This window comes from Oceanobacillus alkalisoli, from assembly GCF_021556485.1.
GTDB lineage: Bacteria > Bacillota > Bacilli > Bacillales > Amphibacillaceae > Oceanobacillus > Oceanobacillus alkalisoli.
This window is the reverse complement of sequence record NZ_JAKGBW010000020.1, coordinates 17,854-31,477: the sequence shown is the minus strand read 5'-3', so window position 1 is coordinate 31,477 and position 13,624 is coordinate 17,854. Positions and strand designations below refer to the sequence as shown.

At 41.3% G+C, this 13,624-nt stretch carries 15 protein-coding genes and 1 other annotated feature; of the genes, 3 read left to right on the top strand and 12 right to left on the bottom strand.

Annotation, left to right across the window (positions count from 1 at the left end; translation table 11 throughout):
- Window positions 1-212: 212 nt before the first annotated feature.
- A complete protein-coding gene (locus LZD48_RS15985; RefSeq protein WP_235763729.1) occupies window positions 213-1,598 on the top strand; it encodes a S1C family serine protease in 1,386 nt (461 codons plus the stop codon).
- Window positions 1,599-1,661: 63 nt separating this feature from the next.
- Here the strand turns inward: LZD48_RS15985 and LZD48_RS15980 are convergent, their stop codons facing one another.
- Window positions 1,662-2,330, bottom strand: a complete 669-nt coding sequence (locus LZD48_RS15980) for a TraR/DksA C4-type zinc finger protein (protein ID WP_235763728.1) — start codon at window positions 2,328-2,330, stop codon at window positions 1,662-1,664.
- Window positions 2,331-2,498: 168 nt separating this feature from the next.
- Between LZD48_RS15980 and LZD48_RS15975 the strand changes: the two genes are divergently transcribed.
- Window positions 2,499-3,374, top strand: a complete 876-nt coding sequence (locus LZD48_RS15975) for an NAD(P)-dependent oxidoreductase (RefSeq protein ID WP_235763727.1) — start codon at window positions 2,499-2,501, stop codon at window positions 3,372-3,374.
- A gap of 59 nt (window positions 3,375-3,433) precedes the next feature.
- Here the strand turns inward: LZD48_RS15975 and yxiS are convergent, their stop codons facing one another.
- The 3 genes from yxiS to trhO all read right to left on the bottom strand — a co-directional run bounded on the left by yxiS (window position 3,434) and on the right by trhO (window position 5,702).
- On the bottom strand, window positions 3,434-3,748 hold the full coding sequence (gene yxiS / locus LZD48_RS15970) for a protein YxiS (protein ID WP_235763726.1): 315 nt from the start codon (window positions 3,746-3,748) through the stop codon (window positions 3,434-3,436).
- 522 nt (window positions 3,749-4,270) lie between these two features.
- Entirely contained in the window at window positions 4,271-4,468 is a 198-nt protein-coding gene (locus tag LZD48_RS15965) for a cold shock domain-containing protein (RefSeq protein WP_235763725.1), read from the bottom strand.
- Between the two features lie 268 nt (window positions 4,469-4,736).
- Window positions 4,737-5,702, bottom strand: coding sequence for an oxygen-dependent tRNA uridine(34) hydroxylase TrhO (gene trhO, locus LZD48_RS15960; protein ID WP_235763724.1), 966 nt, complete (start codon window positions 5,700-5,702; stop codon window positions 4,737-4,739).
- Between the two features lie 674 nt (window positions 5,703-6,376).
- Between trhO and LZD48_RS15955 the strand changes: the two genes are divergently transcribed.
- Window positions 6,377-6,856 (top strand): glutathione peroxidase, encoded by a 480-nt coding sequence (locus LZD48_RS15955; RefSeq protein ID WP_235763723.1) that lies wholly within the window; start codon window positions 6,377-6,379, stop codon window positions 6,854-6,856.
- A gap of 301 nt (window positions 6,857-7,157) precedes the next feature.
- Here LZD48_RS15955 and LZD48_RS15950 read toward each other — a convergent pair whose 3' ends face one another.
- From LZD48_RS15950 to LZD48_RS15915, 8 genes are all read right to left on the bottom strand, one after another.
- The gene (locus LZD48_RS15950) at window positions 7,158-7,346 is read right to left on the bottom strand and encodes a hypothetical protein (protein WP_235763722.1); all 189 of its coding nucleotides are present in this window, start codon (window positions 7,344-7,346) and stop codon (window positions 7,158-7,160) included.
- A 28-nt stretch (window positions 7,347-7,374) separates the two neighbouring features.
- Window positions 7,375-7,671, bottom strand: a complete 297-nt coding sequence (locus tag LZD48_RS15945; RefSeq protein WP_235763721.1) for a hypothetical protein — start codon at window positions 7,669-7,671, stop codon at window positions 7,375-7,377.
- A 212-nt stretch (window positions 7,672-7,883) separates the two neighbouring features.
- Window positions 7,884-8,984 (bottom strand): D-alanine--D-alanine ligase, encoded by a 1,101-nt coding sequence (gene ddlA, locus LZD48_RS15940; RefSeq protein WP_235763720.1) that lies wholly within the window; start codon window positions 8,982-8,984, stop codon window positions 7,884-7,886.
- 166 nt (window positions 8,985-9,150) lie between these two features.
- The gene (locus tag LZD48_RS15935) at window positions 9,151-9,543 is read right to left on the bottom strand and encodes a type II toxin-antitoxin system death-on-curing family toxin (RefSeq protein ID WP_235763719.1); all 393 of its coding nucleotides are present in this window, start codon (window positions 9,541-9,543) and stop codon (window positions 9,151-9,153) included.
- Window positions 9,544-9,795 carry an AbrB/MazE/SpoVT family DNA-binding domain-containing protein gene (locus LZD48_RS15930; RefSeq protein WP_235763718.1) on the bottom strand — a complete coding sequence of 84 codons (252 nt, stop codon included), beginning with the start codon at window positions 9,793-9,795 and terminating at the stop codon, window positions 9,544-9,546.
- 263 nt (window positions 9,796-10,058) lie between these two features.
- A complete protein-coding gene (gene proS, locus LZD48_RS15925; RefSeq protein WP_235763717.1) occupies window positions 10,059-11,498 on the bottom strand; it encodes a proline--tRNA ligase in 1,440 nt (479 codons plus the stop codon).
- 55 nt (window positions 11,499-11,553) lie between these two features.
- Window positions 11,554-11,777 (bottom strand) — a binding site (T-box leader).
- A gap of 55 nt (window positions 11,778-11,832) precedes the next feature.
- Window positions 11,833-12,666 (bottom strand): bifunctional hydroxymethylpyrimidine kinase/phosphomethylpyrimidine kinase, encoded by an 834-nt coding sequence (gene thiD / locus LZD48_RS15920; protein WP_235763716.1) that lies wholly within the window; start codon window positions 12,664-12,666, stop codon window positions 11,833-11,835.
- A gap of 46 nt (window positions 12,667-12,712) precedes the next feature.
- Window positions 12,713-13,210 carry a DUF456 domain-containing protein gene (locus LZD48_RS15915; protein WP_235763770.1) on the bottom strand — a complete coding sequence of 166 codons (498 nt, stop codon included), beginning with the start codon at window positions 13,208-13,210 and terminating at the stop codon, window positions 12,713-12,715.
- Window positions 13,211-13,624: the final 414 nt, after the last annotated feature.

Below are 13,624 nucleotides of genomic sequence, written 5' to 3'. Positions count from 1 at the left end.
ATAAGAAATGTAAGGAAGTGGTTGACACCATCTACTCCTTAGAACTTCCCCTTTTATTTGATATATTTGGAAGCAAAGCAAAGTCATCCCTATTTGCAGTCTTCCTAACTAGAGCAGCTGCTGACAGTTTACATTTGCAGCAGCTCCTCTATTTTTTCTTTTACTTATAACCATGATAATTGATAGAATACTTAATAGAAAGGGTGATTTTGATGGATTATGAAGACAAAAGATCAAATCATTCACAGGAAAGTGATGAACAGCACTCTAATACTGTACCGGAGAATGAGGACGTGCAAGAAAATAGAGCGCTGAGTGAGAATACTAGTGAAGAAATAAGCGATCTTACTTATCACTCGCCACACGGGAACGTTCAGGAGGAACAACCATCTCAAGAGCAGATGCCCTTAGCAAAAAACAGTGGTAAAACGACTAAAAAATGGAGCGGGTGGAGCGTACTCGTCGGCGGAATTGTTGGTGGTGTGGTCGCCGCAGCTGTTGTAGCTGTGCTTTTTGTCACGAATATCATACCGCTTGATGGAATCACAGAAACAAGCCCAGTCACGCAAAATCAAAGTAGTGAGACACCAGCCATTATCGATACTTTTTCTTCGGAGGACGCAACAAGCTCAACAAGCATCCAAGAAGTCTCTGAAGCAGTAGTTGGAGTCGTCAATTTACAACAACGGAATATCTGGGCAGGTAGTGAGGAAGCCGGCACCGGTTCAGGCATCATTTATAAAAAAGAAGATGGAAAAGCATATGTTGTAACGAACCAGCATGTCGTTGATGGAGCGGAAAATGTAGAAATCGTGCTTAACGACGAAGAGCGTGTGCCAGCAACTGTACTTGGTGAAGATACCTTGATGGACCTCGCTGTACTTGAAGTAGATGGTGAGCTGATTGATACCGTTGCAACTTTCGGAACGTCAGAAAACCTTGCTATTGGTGAGACAGTGCTTGCAATCGGAAACCCGCTCGGGCTTGAATTTGCGAACACGGTAACGAAAGGGATTATTAGCGGCTTAAATCGCTCCGTGCCAGTAGACACAAATAGCGACGGACAACCAGATTGGGTAACAGAAGTATTGCAAACCGATGCAGCTATCAACCCGGGTAATAGTGGCGGTGCTTTAGTCAATACAGATGGTGAAGTAATTGGAATTAATTCAATGAAGATTGCTCAAAGTGCCGTTGAAGGAATTGGTTTCGCCATTCCTACTGATACTGCTTTACCGATAATAGAACAACTGGAAACGGAAGGAGGCGTCACCCGCCCTCTTATTGGAATCAGTACGGCCGCCTTATATCAAGTCCCACCAGAGTACCGCAATCAAATCGAGCTTCCAGACGATATTGAAGGCGGAATGGTCATCGCTAATGTCGAGCCTCGCTCTCCCGCTGACGAAGCAGGCTTAGAACAATACGATGTCATTACGAAGATCAATGATGAGCCAGTGACTTCGATTCTTGAACTTCGGAAATATTTATATTCCGATACCGCTGTAGGAGAAGCAATAAAAATTGAATATATCCGCGATGGTAAAGTAGAAACAACCGAACTTGTGTTAGAGCAGCTTGATGATCATGCAGCTTAACTTCGTGTCAAAGACCACCTCGACTAGAGGCGGTCTTTTTTTAGGCATTATAGGATTGAAATCTCACTCCGACTTCTGATTTCTGTAATGATCCAATGCATGGTCGTCATACTGCCCGTCCTCTGCTGCTGAAACATAGCTTTCAATATCTTCAGGTCCTGATGTATTTTCATCACTATTCGGATACATCTCATTATAACTATCCTGTTCACCATATAAATCAGATGGAGCATCCGAGGAACCATACCTGCTCACTTCCTGCCAGGCGTCCTCTCTATCGTAAGCAGTATTATCAACATCTCTTGCTGTTTCTTCAGAACGTATCGTGCTGGACATCACTTCTTCTTCAACTGGACGTTCCCGGGTAAATGTTTGCTCACCCGCATGCTCCATACATCTGTCGGCGGTAGGAACAGCCTCCAGCCGTTCATACGGTATATCCACTCCACAAACGGCACAAATTCCGTACGTCCCCTCTTCCATCGCATGAAATGCTTTATTAATATCCTCCAGCTCTTTTTCCGCATGTTCATTTAAGGCAAGATCCTTACTGCGCTCAAATAATTCGGTTCCTTGGTCGCCTGGATGATTATCATAATTAGACAATTCCCCGCTTACCTCTTGGGAAAATTCATATTTCAAGCCCAACTGATCTTTCAATTGATGAATTAATTCATGTTCTCGTTCATGTAAGACATCAAACATTCGCGAAAGTTGTTTGTCGGTCAGCATAAGCAAAGCTCCCATCTTTCTCATTTTTTTCGGAAAATTACCATCTATTTAGTGAATTCCACAAAATTACTCGCTTTTTTGCTATAATGAGCTACATATACTTTATGTAAAATGACCAGAATGATTCGGGTCAGCAACTGTCCAAATGATGGAAAGGGGAAAATGTAAATGACTCAGAGACCACTTAAAAATATTGGTTTTATCGGAACTGGCGTTATGGGGAAGAGCATGGCGTCACATGTCTTAAAAGCCGGCTATAATGTATCCGTCTACACACGAACGAAGCATAAAGCAGAAGCGTTACTTACAGAAGGAGCAACTTGGGTTGACACGGTGAAAGAACTTGCAGAAACCGTTGATCTAATCATTACGATGGTCGGTTATCCAAGTGACGTTGAAGAAATTTATTTTGGTGAAAATGGCATCATAGAAAATGCACGTGAACATTCATATGTCGTGGATATGACAACATCAAAGCCGTCGCTTGCAATAAAAATTGATGAAGAAGCAAAGAAACGGAACATCCATGCGCTTGATGCCCCTGTTTCAGGCGGTGATATCGGGGCAAAAAACGCAAAATTAGCAATTATGGTCGGTGGAGACAAAGCGGCGTTCAACAACGTACTGCCAATTTTCCAGATGATGGGTGAGAATATTATTCACCAAGGGGAGGCTGGAGCAGGCCAGCATACGAAGCTTGCCAACCAAATTACAATTGCGACGAATATGATTGGTGTAGCTGAAGCACTCGTTTACTCGAAAAAAGCTGGACTTAATCCTGGGCGTGTCCTTGATAGTATTAGTACCGGGGCAGCAGCAAGCTTCTCCCTGTCCCAACTTGGACCGCGTATGTTAAAGGGTGATTTCGCACCAGGTTTTTATGTGAAACACTTTATTAAAGATATGACGATTGCGCTTGAAGCCGCAGAAGAAATGGGGTTATCCACACCAGGTCTTAAGCTTTCCCTTGAGCTGTACAAAGAACTTGCGGAAAAAGGGGAAGAAGATAGCGGCACCCAGGCCTTGATCAAGTTATTTGAATGAACATGTATCGAGCGGGTGAGTCAGCCGAGTGCTGGATTCACCCGTTTTTTGCGATTGTATCAATCATCCAGCTTTTCCACTTCCTCTTGAACAACAAATGCTAAATCATCATTGCCAAATAGTTGAAGGACTTGAAGAACCGTTGCAGTCGGGATTTCGTCTGCTTCATTTTTTGGAACGGTCTCCTCAATCACTTCATCCAGAATCGTGTTATTCAGCTGATTCGGATACGCCTTTTTATATAATTCCTTCGCATCCAACTTATTATTCACGCACCACTGAGCGAAAATAAGGATCATCATTCGCTCATCATTTTGGTAATTTTCAATAACACGTTTTTCAATTTCTTTTGCTTTTGCATCTTTAGCATCCATTTCATTCACCTGCTTTTCAAGATATGAAACAAAGGCGCGAGCGCCCGTTTAACAACGTACAAACTGTGCATCCCAGGATGGGAGGTAGCTCGATGTTGCCCCAGGAAGGGGCGAACTTAATCGAACCTCCTTTTTACCGGAAGGGAGATAAAAGAAACTCAGGCGACGACAGTGAGTTGATGTTGACTTTCACCACAAGGGTATAAGTGCGACTAAGCCTCACATAGACCGAACGGCCGAGTTTTCTTTATCGATTGGAGGAGGGTGAAGTTTGATAGTTGCTGGGCGCTTGCGCCGGACGTGACCAGTGTTAGTAATTTTAGTTATCCACAACATTTTTAATTTTATAGTTTAATGAATTTTATAATACGTAATTAATGCATCACCATCACCAATGTAGTTGAGTTGGTTCGTTCCCAACTACATATGGTGATGGAATAGCCGACTTTGGTAATGATGAAATTCATTCAGTTTCCTATTAAAAAAGCTTACCTCCAATGGAAGTAAGCTTTTGTATTTGAATTATAAACGAGTTACGTTAGCCGCTTGTGGGCCACGATCGCCTTCAACGATTTCGAACTCAACTTCTTGACCTTCTTCTAGCGTCTTGAAGCCTTCCGCTTGGATAGCTGAGAAGTGTACGAATACATCATCGCCATCTTCACGCTCGATGAAACCGAAACCTTTTTCTGCATTAAACCATTTTACTTTACCAGTCATTTAAATGACCTCCTTTTCGATATCGTGCAAAGTAATTGAATCTGTAATACTTTTACACCACTTGAAAAAGAGATCGTAAAGTATTGCTAATCAATTTCCATTTGCACATTCTACTTTACATGGTAGCACGGAAAAATGCAAGTATTTTTTATTACAATTCCCAAAAGAATCCGTTAACATTTCAGATTTTTTTGTATTTAATTATGGATTTTGTTACCATTGAGCATAAAAAGGAGAACTTCCACCCATCAGGAAGTTCTCCTTTTTATTAAGCATGCTGTTTTTCTTCTTCAAGTGCCTGCAGGCGTTCTGCGACTTCTTCTTCAGACAGGTTCTGCTCTTTCACATAAAGGTTGCGCGGAGTGACGCGGCACTCATGGGAGCAGCCCCGAAGATACTTATGTTCATTCTCTTCTGAAGTGAGCATTTGTCTGTTACATTCCGGATTCGCACAATTGACGTAGCGTTCGCACGGCTCGCCGTCAAAGTAATCTTTTCCGACGATGACATGTTCTCTTTGATTGACTGGAACAGATATTCGTTCATCAAATACATACATTTTCCCGTCCCAAAGGTCACCTTGTACTTCCGGGTCTTTCCCGTATACAGCAATTCCGCCATGAAGCTGAGCGACATCTTCAAAGCCTTCACGAACGAGCCAGCCTGAGAATTTCTCACAACGGATCCCGCCTGTACAATACGTCAAAATTTTCTTTCCTTCAAACATGTCGCGGTTCTCGCGGACCCAGTCCGGGAGTTCACGGAACGTTTCGATGTCTGGACGAATGGCACCACGAAAATGACCGAGATCATATTCATAATCATTACGAGCATCCAAAATGACCACGTCATCACGTTCCATCGCCGCACGGAAATCTTTTGGCTCTAAATATTTCCCAGTAAGCTCAAGCGGATCAATATCATCCTCAAGACGTAATGTCACGAGTTCTTTACGTGGACGCACATGCATTTTCTTAAACGCATGCCCCTCATGCTCATCAATTTTGAATACTATGTCCTTGAAACGCTCGTCTGCATGCATCATATCCATATATTGTTGAGTTTGTTCAATTGTACCGGATACTGTTCCGTTGATTCCTTCTTCAGCAACTAAAATCCGGCCTTTCAATCCTGCTTCTTTACAGAACTTCAAATGTTCTGCTGCGAAGGCTTCAGGGTCTTCAATGTGTACATAGTTATAGTACAGCAAGACCTGATACTTTTCTTTCTCCATTTTGTGTTACCACCTATCATTTATATTTGCAAGATACAAATGTTTGGTGTTTTTGCTATTTATCATCTTGCATAAAGTCTAGTATAACAAAAATAAGAAAAAATAAAAAGCGTGTCAGCACTGCTAATTGATACCAATCAGCAAGCTTACAATACCAGTTGTTCATTCATGTGTTCTGGCGATACCATCTTCAAGAATTCCTTTACCTTTTTGACAGCTGTTATGGTGCTTGCTATACTTCGAACTAAGAAATATTTCGCTTTATCCATATTCAGCACAAGATAAGTTCAAAAAGTTCTGTTAATTGTTGTTGGGTGTTTAAACAACATGAGTGAACTGCTACTCTGAATCCAGCCTTACTGGATTATCCAGATAAAATCGAGGAAGCGTTATTTGAAAGTTTATTAGAAGGGGAGATAACGCCAGGAGAAGAAATAACTGGCGTTCACGTTTTCGATATTAAGAAAAATGAGTATTATGTACTTGCGTTTGGCGGAAGTGGTGCCCAAATTATAACCTATGTACAAATAGCAGATAGCGAAATTGAATCATAAACTGTTTCGACTTATACAGTTACACCGTCAACCTTAGGCATGGTTTTCCTTAAATAAAGGAGAACCGCATTCAGTGGGGTATTACAGACCGTTAATGCGTGATAAAGGAGGCTGATGTTCGTGAGTATTTATAGTTACCATGCAAAAACAATTCATGGCGAGGACAAGTCCCTTAGAGACTTTGAGGGAAAAGTGCTGCTTATCGTAAATACAGCAAGTGAGTGTGGATTCACACCGCAATTCCAAGGGTTACAGAAGCTGTATGATGAGGTTGGCAATGATAATTTCGAAATCTTAGGTTTCCCATGTAACCAATTCGGTGGCCAGGATCCTGGATCAGACGGCGAAATTGCTGCATTCTGCTCCGCCAATTATGGTGTTTCCTTCCCGATGTTCAGTAAGGTTGAGGTAAAAGGGGATAATGCTCATCCTTTGTTCAAGTATTTAACGAGTGAACAGAAAGGGATATTAACCGAGGATATCAAATGGAATTTCACAAAATTTCTCGTTGATAAGAATGGTGACGTAGTAGATCGTTTCGCACCTCAGAAAGAACCAGCGAAATTGAAAAAGGAAATTGAAAATTTAATTGGCGCTTAAGTTTTATACAGCGCTCGTAATAGCTCCTGCAAAAGCGCTCTGTATTGAATTCGAGCGCTTTTGTCAATAGCTTTTTACATATACCGTCTCATTAAATTTCATTCCGAAATGACTATATTCTAAATGAACATTTGCTATTTCCCCAGTATGAATAATACTAATCCCATAAATTTCATCATCTTCTGTAACAGTTCCCTCGTCTAATTTTTCAAAATTAGAAGCAGGTGACGTTCCTGTTTTATCACTACGTCAGCGATATTAGTGAAATGATATTCTTGTGCTTCTTCCCTAGTAAAATCCTCTAATAAGATAAAGCCTTGCAAACTGTCACTAACTTGTACTTTGTTTCTAAAGGGTTCTCCTCATTGTTTACGGTAACTTCTAGAATTTTCACATCTCCAAAACCTCGATTGCCTACACCAACGATAACTGATTTATGATCCTCCGTAAAAGCAATTGTTCCAACATCTAATGGGGGATTGAATTTCAATAACAAGTAGGCACCAACAAGAATGAGATTAAGAATAAGAATTCGAGTACCCTTTCACCCCAGAAAAACCAAATGCTTTAATATTTAGAAGCAATTTCCCTTGCTCATTCAATAAGTTTCCTTTGATATGGAATAAAGTTTTGAATTCTTCTTGTAGGTATTTTCCGATTTCCTTATTGTCTTTGTCAAAAATTGTTAGCCTCACTCGCTTTAACCAACCTTGCTTCCGATAAGTAAACTTTACTTCCTCATTATAAGCAATGAATCCGTAAGTTAACGGAAAAAGCTCGAGCATCGATTCATTCAATAGCCGGAACGGGAACATCCACCACGGAATATGTAATGTAATAAAGTAGCTCCAAGAAAACCATAACCAAACTTTTCTCGTCGCTTATACATCTCTGCAATCAAAAATATTTGCCTCCCTATCCAGTTATCCGTCAGCCTTATCACTTAAGTTTCAAAATCCAGCATCTACAGCAAAAAACACACCCTATTTTAGCTAAGGTGTGTTCTTATCTTCAATCACTTAAATTATTATTCCGCTTCAAACGAACTCTCTAGTCCTGCGTCACGCTCATGGCGCTCTATCGCCAGCTCAATCACCCGGTCGATAAGCTCGCTGTACGGAATACCGGAGAGTTCCCATAATTTAGGGTACATACTGATTTTAGTAAATCCAGGAATCGTATTGATCTCATTAATAATAATTTCATTTGCTTCCGTTAGAAATACATCAACCCGTGCCATTCCTTCACAATTCAATGCTTGGAAAGCCTTAACTGCAACCTCCTGGATTACTTTCATCTGGCTGTCATCTAATTTCGCCGGGATTTCGAGTGTTGCTCCACTCTCATCGATATACTTCGCTTCATAGGAATAGAAGTCATTGGTTGCCACGATTTCACCGGGAATGGATGCTTCCGGATACTCATTTCCTAAGATAGAGCATTCGATTTCTCTTCCTTGGATTGCTTCCTCAATGAGAATCTTGTGATCATATTTAAAAGCTTCAGCAATTGCCTCTTCAAATTCTTCCGCTGACTCGACCTTACTGACACCAACCGAAGACCCCTGATTCGCTGGTTTAATAAATAATGGCAGTCCAAGGTTTCTTTCTATCTCTGCAAAAGAGATATTTCCTTTCGTTGCACGGGTGAACGTGTAAGATCCGGCAACCTTGAGACCTGCATCTTTTAGAAGGCGTTTCGCAACATCCTTATCCATACTGATTGCAGAACCAAGTACGTTGGAACCAACGAAGGGAATATTTGCAACACGCAGCATTCCTTGGATACTGCCATCTTCCCCAAGTGTTCCATGCAGGATTGGAAAAATAACATCGAGCTGATCAAGTGCCGCCGAGTCATTAGCTTTCTTTAACTTTTTATCCGTTTCGCCCGGTACAAAGGCAATCCCTTCATTTGTTTTATTCAAGGCAATCAACTTCGGATCATTGGCATTTAACAGAAACTGTGATGAATCATGCAAATGCCATCTTCCCTCTTTATCAATCCCGATTAATGTCACATCATATTTATCTTTATCCATCGCTTCTAATACATTTTTTGCCGATTGCAACGAAACTTCATGTTCCGCCGATTTCCCGCCAAAAATCAAGCCAACTCTTTTTTTCATGCTCCAATCCTCCAAAATGATTTCATTAGCTATATTTATTCTCTAGCCCAGTTATACGTGCATGCATCTTTTAACACAATTATACTTTTATATTTTATCATTGAGAAGCCTGCGAGACAAAATATAACAAAAATAACCACTCCGTATGAAGCGTGTGGTTATTTGATTACCTTGATTCTGTATGCTTTTCTATCCAATCTGCAATATCCTCAATTTCCGGCTTTTCAACTACTAAATAAACAGTATAATCTTCAGCTTCTTTTTGACTTGCTTTAAACTGGTATCCATTTACCCATAAAAACTGTTTCATGCATGCGAAACTCGTTCGTTTATTACCATTATGGAAAGCATGGTTTTGCGAAATTCTAGCATACAAAGCCGCAGCTTTTAACCATATTGTAGGGTATGCATCTTTACCAAACACTGTTTGTTTCGGTCTTTCTATTGCACTAAATAGCATGTTTGTATCTTTAACACCTATCTGTTCTTCAGGGGTATAACGTTTTATCACGGCAGCATTTATAAAAATAACTTCCCTGTCATTTAGATATCGGACCATTTATCTGTCTGAAAGGTTCCTCAGCGTATCATCATAGTTTTCAAAAAGGTCTTCTAACCCTTCTAAAAACTCCTGGTCTAAAAAGTCCATATTTACAGGTTTTTTTATAGATACACTGCCGTCTTTCTCCAATATAAATTTGACGGCATCACCTTGCTTTACTTTTAAGTGATTCAATACTTCCTGTGGAATTGTTACCCCAACGCTATTACCAATTTTAGTAATTTTCCTTTCCACTTCTTTCACCGCCATTTCTTCTCCTCCCATTCTTCTCGAAAATGGCAAAGTTTAAACGATAAATCGTATTACAGTTAGTACAGTAATAACATCTTGAGTATATTATAATTTAAAAGTGTAAAAAACACAATTTTTTTATTAAAAATAGGCAAATATTTTAAGTGGTAATTTTATTCCGTAAACTCAAATTTCGATTATACTCCTTTAATTCCTCCATATATACTAAAAGCGGGTCAAACAGGTTCAAAACCTGATTGTCCCGCTTTTATATACTCTAATTAATAAGCTTTCGCCCAAATAACCATCTCTTTCGCTGGTTTACCGCAGCACACACAAGTTTCCGCTAACTTCTCTTGTTCAAATGGGATACAACGTGAAGTTGCTGTCGTTTCTTCTTGGATCTTCTCTTCACACGCTTCGTCTCCACACCACATTGCTTTCAAGAAACCGCCTTTTTCTTCGAGCACTTTTGCAAATTCTTCCATCGTTGTAACGGAATTCGTCTTCTCGTTACGGTGAGCAAGTGCCTTATCGTAAAGATTCTGTTGAACTTCATCAAGTAATTCCGGTAGACGCTTCTCCAGATCGCTAAGCGCGACAAATTCCTTCTCACCGGTATCCCTGCGGACAAGAACAACTTGCTCCTTCTCTATATCTTTCGGTCCTAGTTCAATACGAACCGGGATTCCCTTCATCTCATATTCGTTAAATTTCCAGCCCGGCATCTTGTCACTTGCATCAATATCGACACGAACAAGATTTTTAAGCTGGCCACGCAAGTCATACGCTTTATCAAGTACGCCTTCCTTATGTTGTGCAATCGGAATAATCATCGCTTGTGTTGGAGCAATCTTCGGTGGTACAACCAAGCCGCGGTTATCCCCGTGAACCATAATCAGCGCACCCATAATTCTTGTAGAAAGTCCCCAAGATGACTGGTGGACGTATTGGCTGTCCCCATTTTCATCCAGATACGTAATATCAAATGCTTCCGCGAAACCGGAACCGAAATGGTGGCTCGTTCCAGACTGCAATGCTTTCCCGTCGTGCATTAACGCTTCAATCGTTAGCGTATATTTTGCTCCAGCAAACTTTTCACTATCTGTCTTCTGTCCCTTATATAGTGGAATCGCCATATAGTTCTCGACTAAGTCTGCGTAAACATCAAGCATTTTCGCTGTTTCGATTTCTGCATCTTTGTCAGTCGCATGTGCCGTATGACCTTCCTGCCAGTGGAATTCGGAAGAACGCAGGAATGGACGAGTTGTCTTCTCCCAGCGCACCACGTTCGCCCATTGGTTATACAGCTTCGGAAGGTCGCGGTACGAATGAATATGTCTCGAATAATATTCACAGAACAATACTTCAGACGTAGGACGGACTGCAATTCTTTCCTGCAGCTCATCATCCCCACCATGAGTCACCCAAGCTACTTCCGGTGCGAATCCTTCAACGTGATCTGCTTCTTTCTGCAGCCAGCTCTCCGGAATAAATAATGGGAACTGGACATTCGTATGGCCCGTCTCTTTGATCATGCGGTCCAATTCATCTTTAATATTTTCCCAAATCGCATACCCGTAAGGACGGATAATCATTGTCCCTTTAACTAAGCCATAATCAACGAGCTCTGCCTGTTTCACAACGTCGGTATACCACTGGGCAAAGTCATCTTCCATCGCGGTAATCTTTTCCACGAAATTTTTATTCTTTTTAGACAAAAGAAACACCTCTTTATGTTATTTTTACCAATAAAAAAAGACCCCTATCACTATAAAAAGGGACCTTCGTGTGGTGGTGCCACCCTTGTTTGCATGAGAATTCATGCACACTTCCTTCGAATAACGGCTCTACACCGCGCACATCTTACAGACCAAATAAAGTCTCTTGATGGCGAACTCAGACGGCAGGTTCTAACTTCTGTCTTCCGGAAATTCGCACCGACCATTTCCTCTCTGTAAAAGACAGTAAATTATACTATTCCGCTTCAACGTTTCCACATATTTTCTAATCCTTAATATATAGAAAGAAGGGGGTAAAGTCAAGCTATTCCCCCTACTCAACCTTCTCTACTTTAATGTCAAATGCATCACCATATTTCCGCTGGGCAGCATGGTAGGTCGGTCCAACCATTTCGGTGTACGTGAAGCCATGATTGATTGCTGTTGTTACAAATTTCTTCGCGTGTTCGACCGCCGTTTCCACGGTTTCCCCCTTCGCAAGGTATGCTGTAATTGCAGCAGAATATGAGCAACCCGCACCACTCGTATTCACCGTGTCAATGCGCGGCGCTTCAAATAAAGTTAGGGTCTTCCCGTCATATAAAACGTCAACTGCAGGCCCATCCAGCCGGCCACCTTTCACAAGTACATACTCAGAACCAAGCTCGTATAAGTCAATCGCTGCTTGCTTCAATGCTTCCACATCTGTTATCTCACGCTCATCAAGCAGAAACCTGGCTTCTGGAATGTTTGGTGTAATAATGGTAGCAAGCGGGATCAGTCGCTTTCTCAACGCCTCGATTGCATCATCTTTTAATAGCTTCGAATCAAGTTTCCCGACCATGACCGGATCAATGACAACCGATTTAATATCCGACTGTTCAATTAACCCTGCGACCACGTCAATTACTTCTTTCGAGAATAGCATTCCCGTTTTCAGGGCGTCCGTTCCAACCTGACGCATTGCTGTATCAAATTGGGCTTCGATTGCTTCTATTGTTTGGGGATGGACATTTTTCTCCGTTTCCGGGTGCCTCCCAACGATAGCGGTAACGACACTCATCCCATATACATCGAGTTCTTGGAATGTCTTCAAATCTGCTTGGATCCCTGCACTCCCGCCAGCTGCAGAACCCGCGATTGTCATAACTCTTGCAGGATATTCCATAAGGCATAACTCCTTTAACTTCAACTATAAATTATTTTACCACACGCTAAAAAATAATGAGAATGAAAAACCATGCAATCATCACAAATTGTAAAGTAATCTTTGCAAACGTCCCGCCCAGAAATCCGAGCAACGACCCAATAGAAGCCCGAAATGCCTCCTTCATCGTGCGCTTCATCAGCATTTCTACGATGAACACGACAAGAAACGGAACATAAATAATTCCAAAGGGCGGTGTAATAAAAGAACCGATAATAACAGCAACAGCAGCAGCCCATTCTCCTGCTTTACTGCCACCAAAACGTTTCACAAAGTAACTGTTGGCAATGATATCTGAACTGATTAGCAGGATGGTTAACAAAATCATTGCAAGCCAAAATAACGTATTCAGTTCTCTACTGTCAATTCCAAACTGAAAAACAATGAAACCTAACCAGATAAATAGCACCGACGGAATAATCGGAAATACAATCCCGACGAAGCTTCCGATAAATAATAAGACGATGACAATCCATAAGATAATTTCCAAGCCGGGATGCTCCATTCTATTAGTGTGTGTCCAAAAAGGAGGATAAAAAGGACCGAGGTCGGCTAAATAAGCAACGTCCTGTTGCAACGCCGACACTAGCACATCCTGTGCATCGAAATTCGAGGCGGCAAAGCTCCCGGCACCGGAATGTACGTTAGGTAGGTACATGAGGAGCGGAGAAGCGAGCCAACGAGCTTCCACAGGAAGTGGTGAGTTCTACGTTGTCCACAGGACGTGGACGGTCTTAGTAGAACCTCCCATTTACGAAGTGTCATTTTTACCGGACTTTTTGAACAACCTCTATTACTTAATTTATTCTTATTTCAATCTTAATGACTTTTAGCTTTTCTGTCCACATTATTTTTATTCGCTAAAAGGAAATCTTGGGGATAGACGAGTAATTGGGATGATATGGGAGGATGTTTTTGT

What these genes read in the sequence shown, in the direction of transcription:
- LZD48_RS15985 (WP_235763729.1), top strand. Translation starts at nt 213, where the DNA reads ATGGATTATGAAGACAAAAGATCAAATCATTCACAGGAAAGTGATGAA.
- LZD48_RS15980 (WP_235763728.1), bottom strand. Translation starts at nt 2,330, where the DNA reads ATGCTGACCGACAAACAACTTTCGCGAATGTTTGATGTCTTACATGAA.
- LZD48_RS15975 (WP_235763727.1), top strand. Translation starts at nt 2,499, where the DNA reads ATGACTCAGAGACCACTTAAAAATATTGGTTTTATCGGAACTGGCGTT.
- yxiS (WP_235763726.1), bottom strand. Translation starts at nt 3,748, where the DNA reads ATGGATGCTAAAGATGCAAAAGCAAAAGAAATTGAAAAACGTGTTATT.
- LZD48_RS15965 (WP_235763725.1), bottom strand. Translation starts at nt 4,468, where the DNA reads ATGACTGGTAAAGTAAAATGGTTTAATGCAGAAAAAGGTTTCGGTTTC.
- trhO (WP_235763724.1), bottom strand. Translation starts at nt 5,702, where the DNA reads ATGGAGAAAGAAAAGTATCAGGTCTTGCTGTACTATAACTATGTACAC.
- LZD48_RS15945 (WP_235763721.1), bottom strand. Translation starts at nt 7,671, where the DNA reads ATGTTCCCGTTCCGGCTATTGAATGAATCGATGCTCGAGCTTTTTCCG.
- ddlA (WP_235763720.1), bottom strand. Translation starts at nt 8,984, where the DNA reads ATGAAAAAAAGAGTTGGCTTGATTTTTGGCGGGAAATCGGCGGAACAT.
- LZD48_RS15935 (WP_235763719.1), bottom strand. Translation starts at nt 9,543, where the DNA reads ATGGTCCGATATCTAAATGACAGGGAAGTTATTTTTATAAATGCTGCC.
- LZD48_RS15930 (WP_235763718.1), bottom strand. Translation starts at nt 9,795, where the DNA reads ATGGCGGTGAAAGAAGTGGAAAGGAAAATTACTAAAATTGGTAATAGC.
- thiD (WP_235763716.1), bottom strand. Translation starts at nt 12,666, where the DNA reads ATGGAATATCCTGCAAGAGTTATGACAATCGCGGGTTCTGCAGCTGGC.
- LZD48_RS15915 (WP_235763770.1), bottom strand. Translation starts at nt 13,210, where the DNA reads ATGGAGCATCCCGGCTTGGAAATTATCTTATGGATTGTCATCGTCTTA.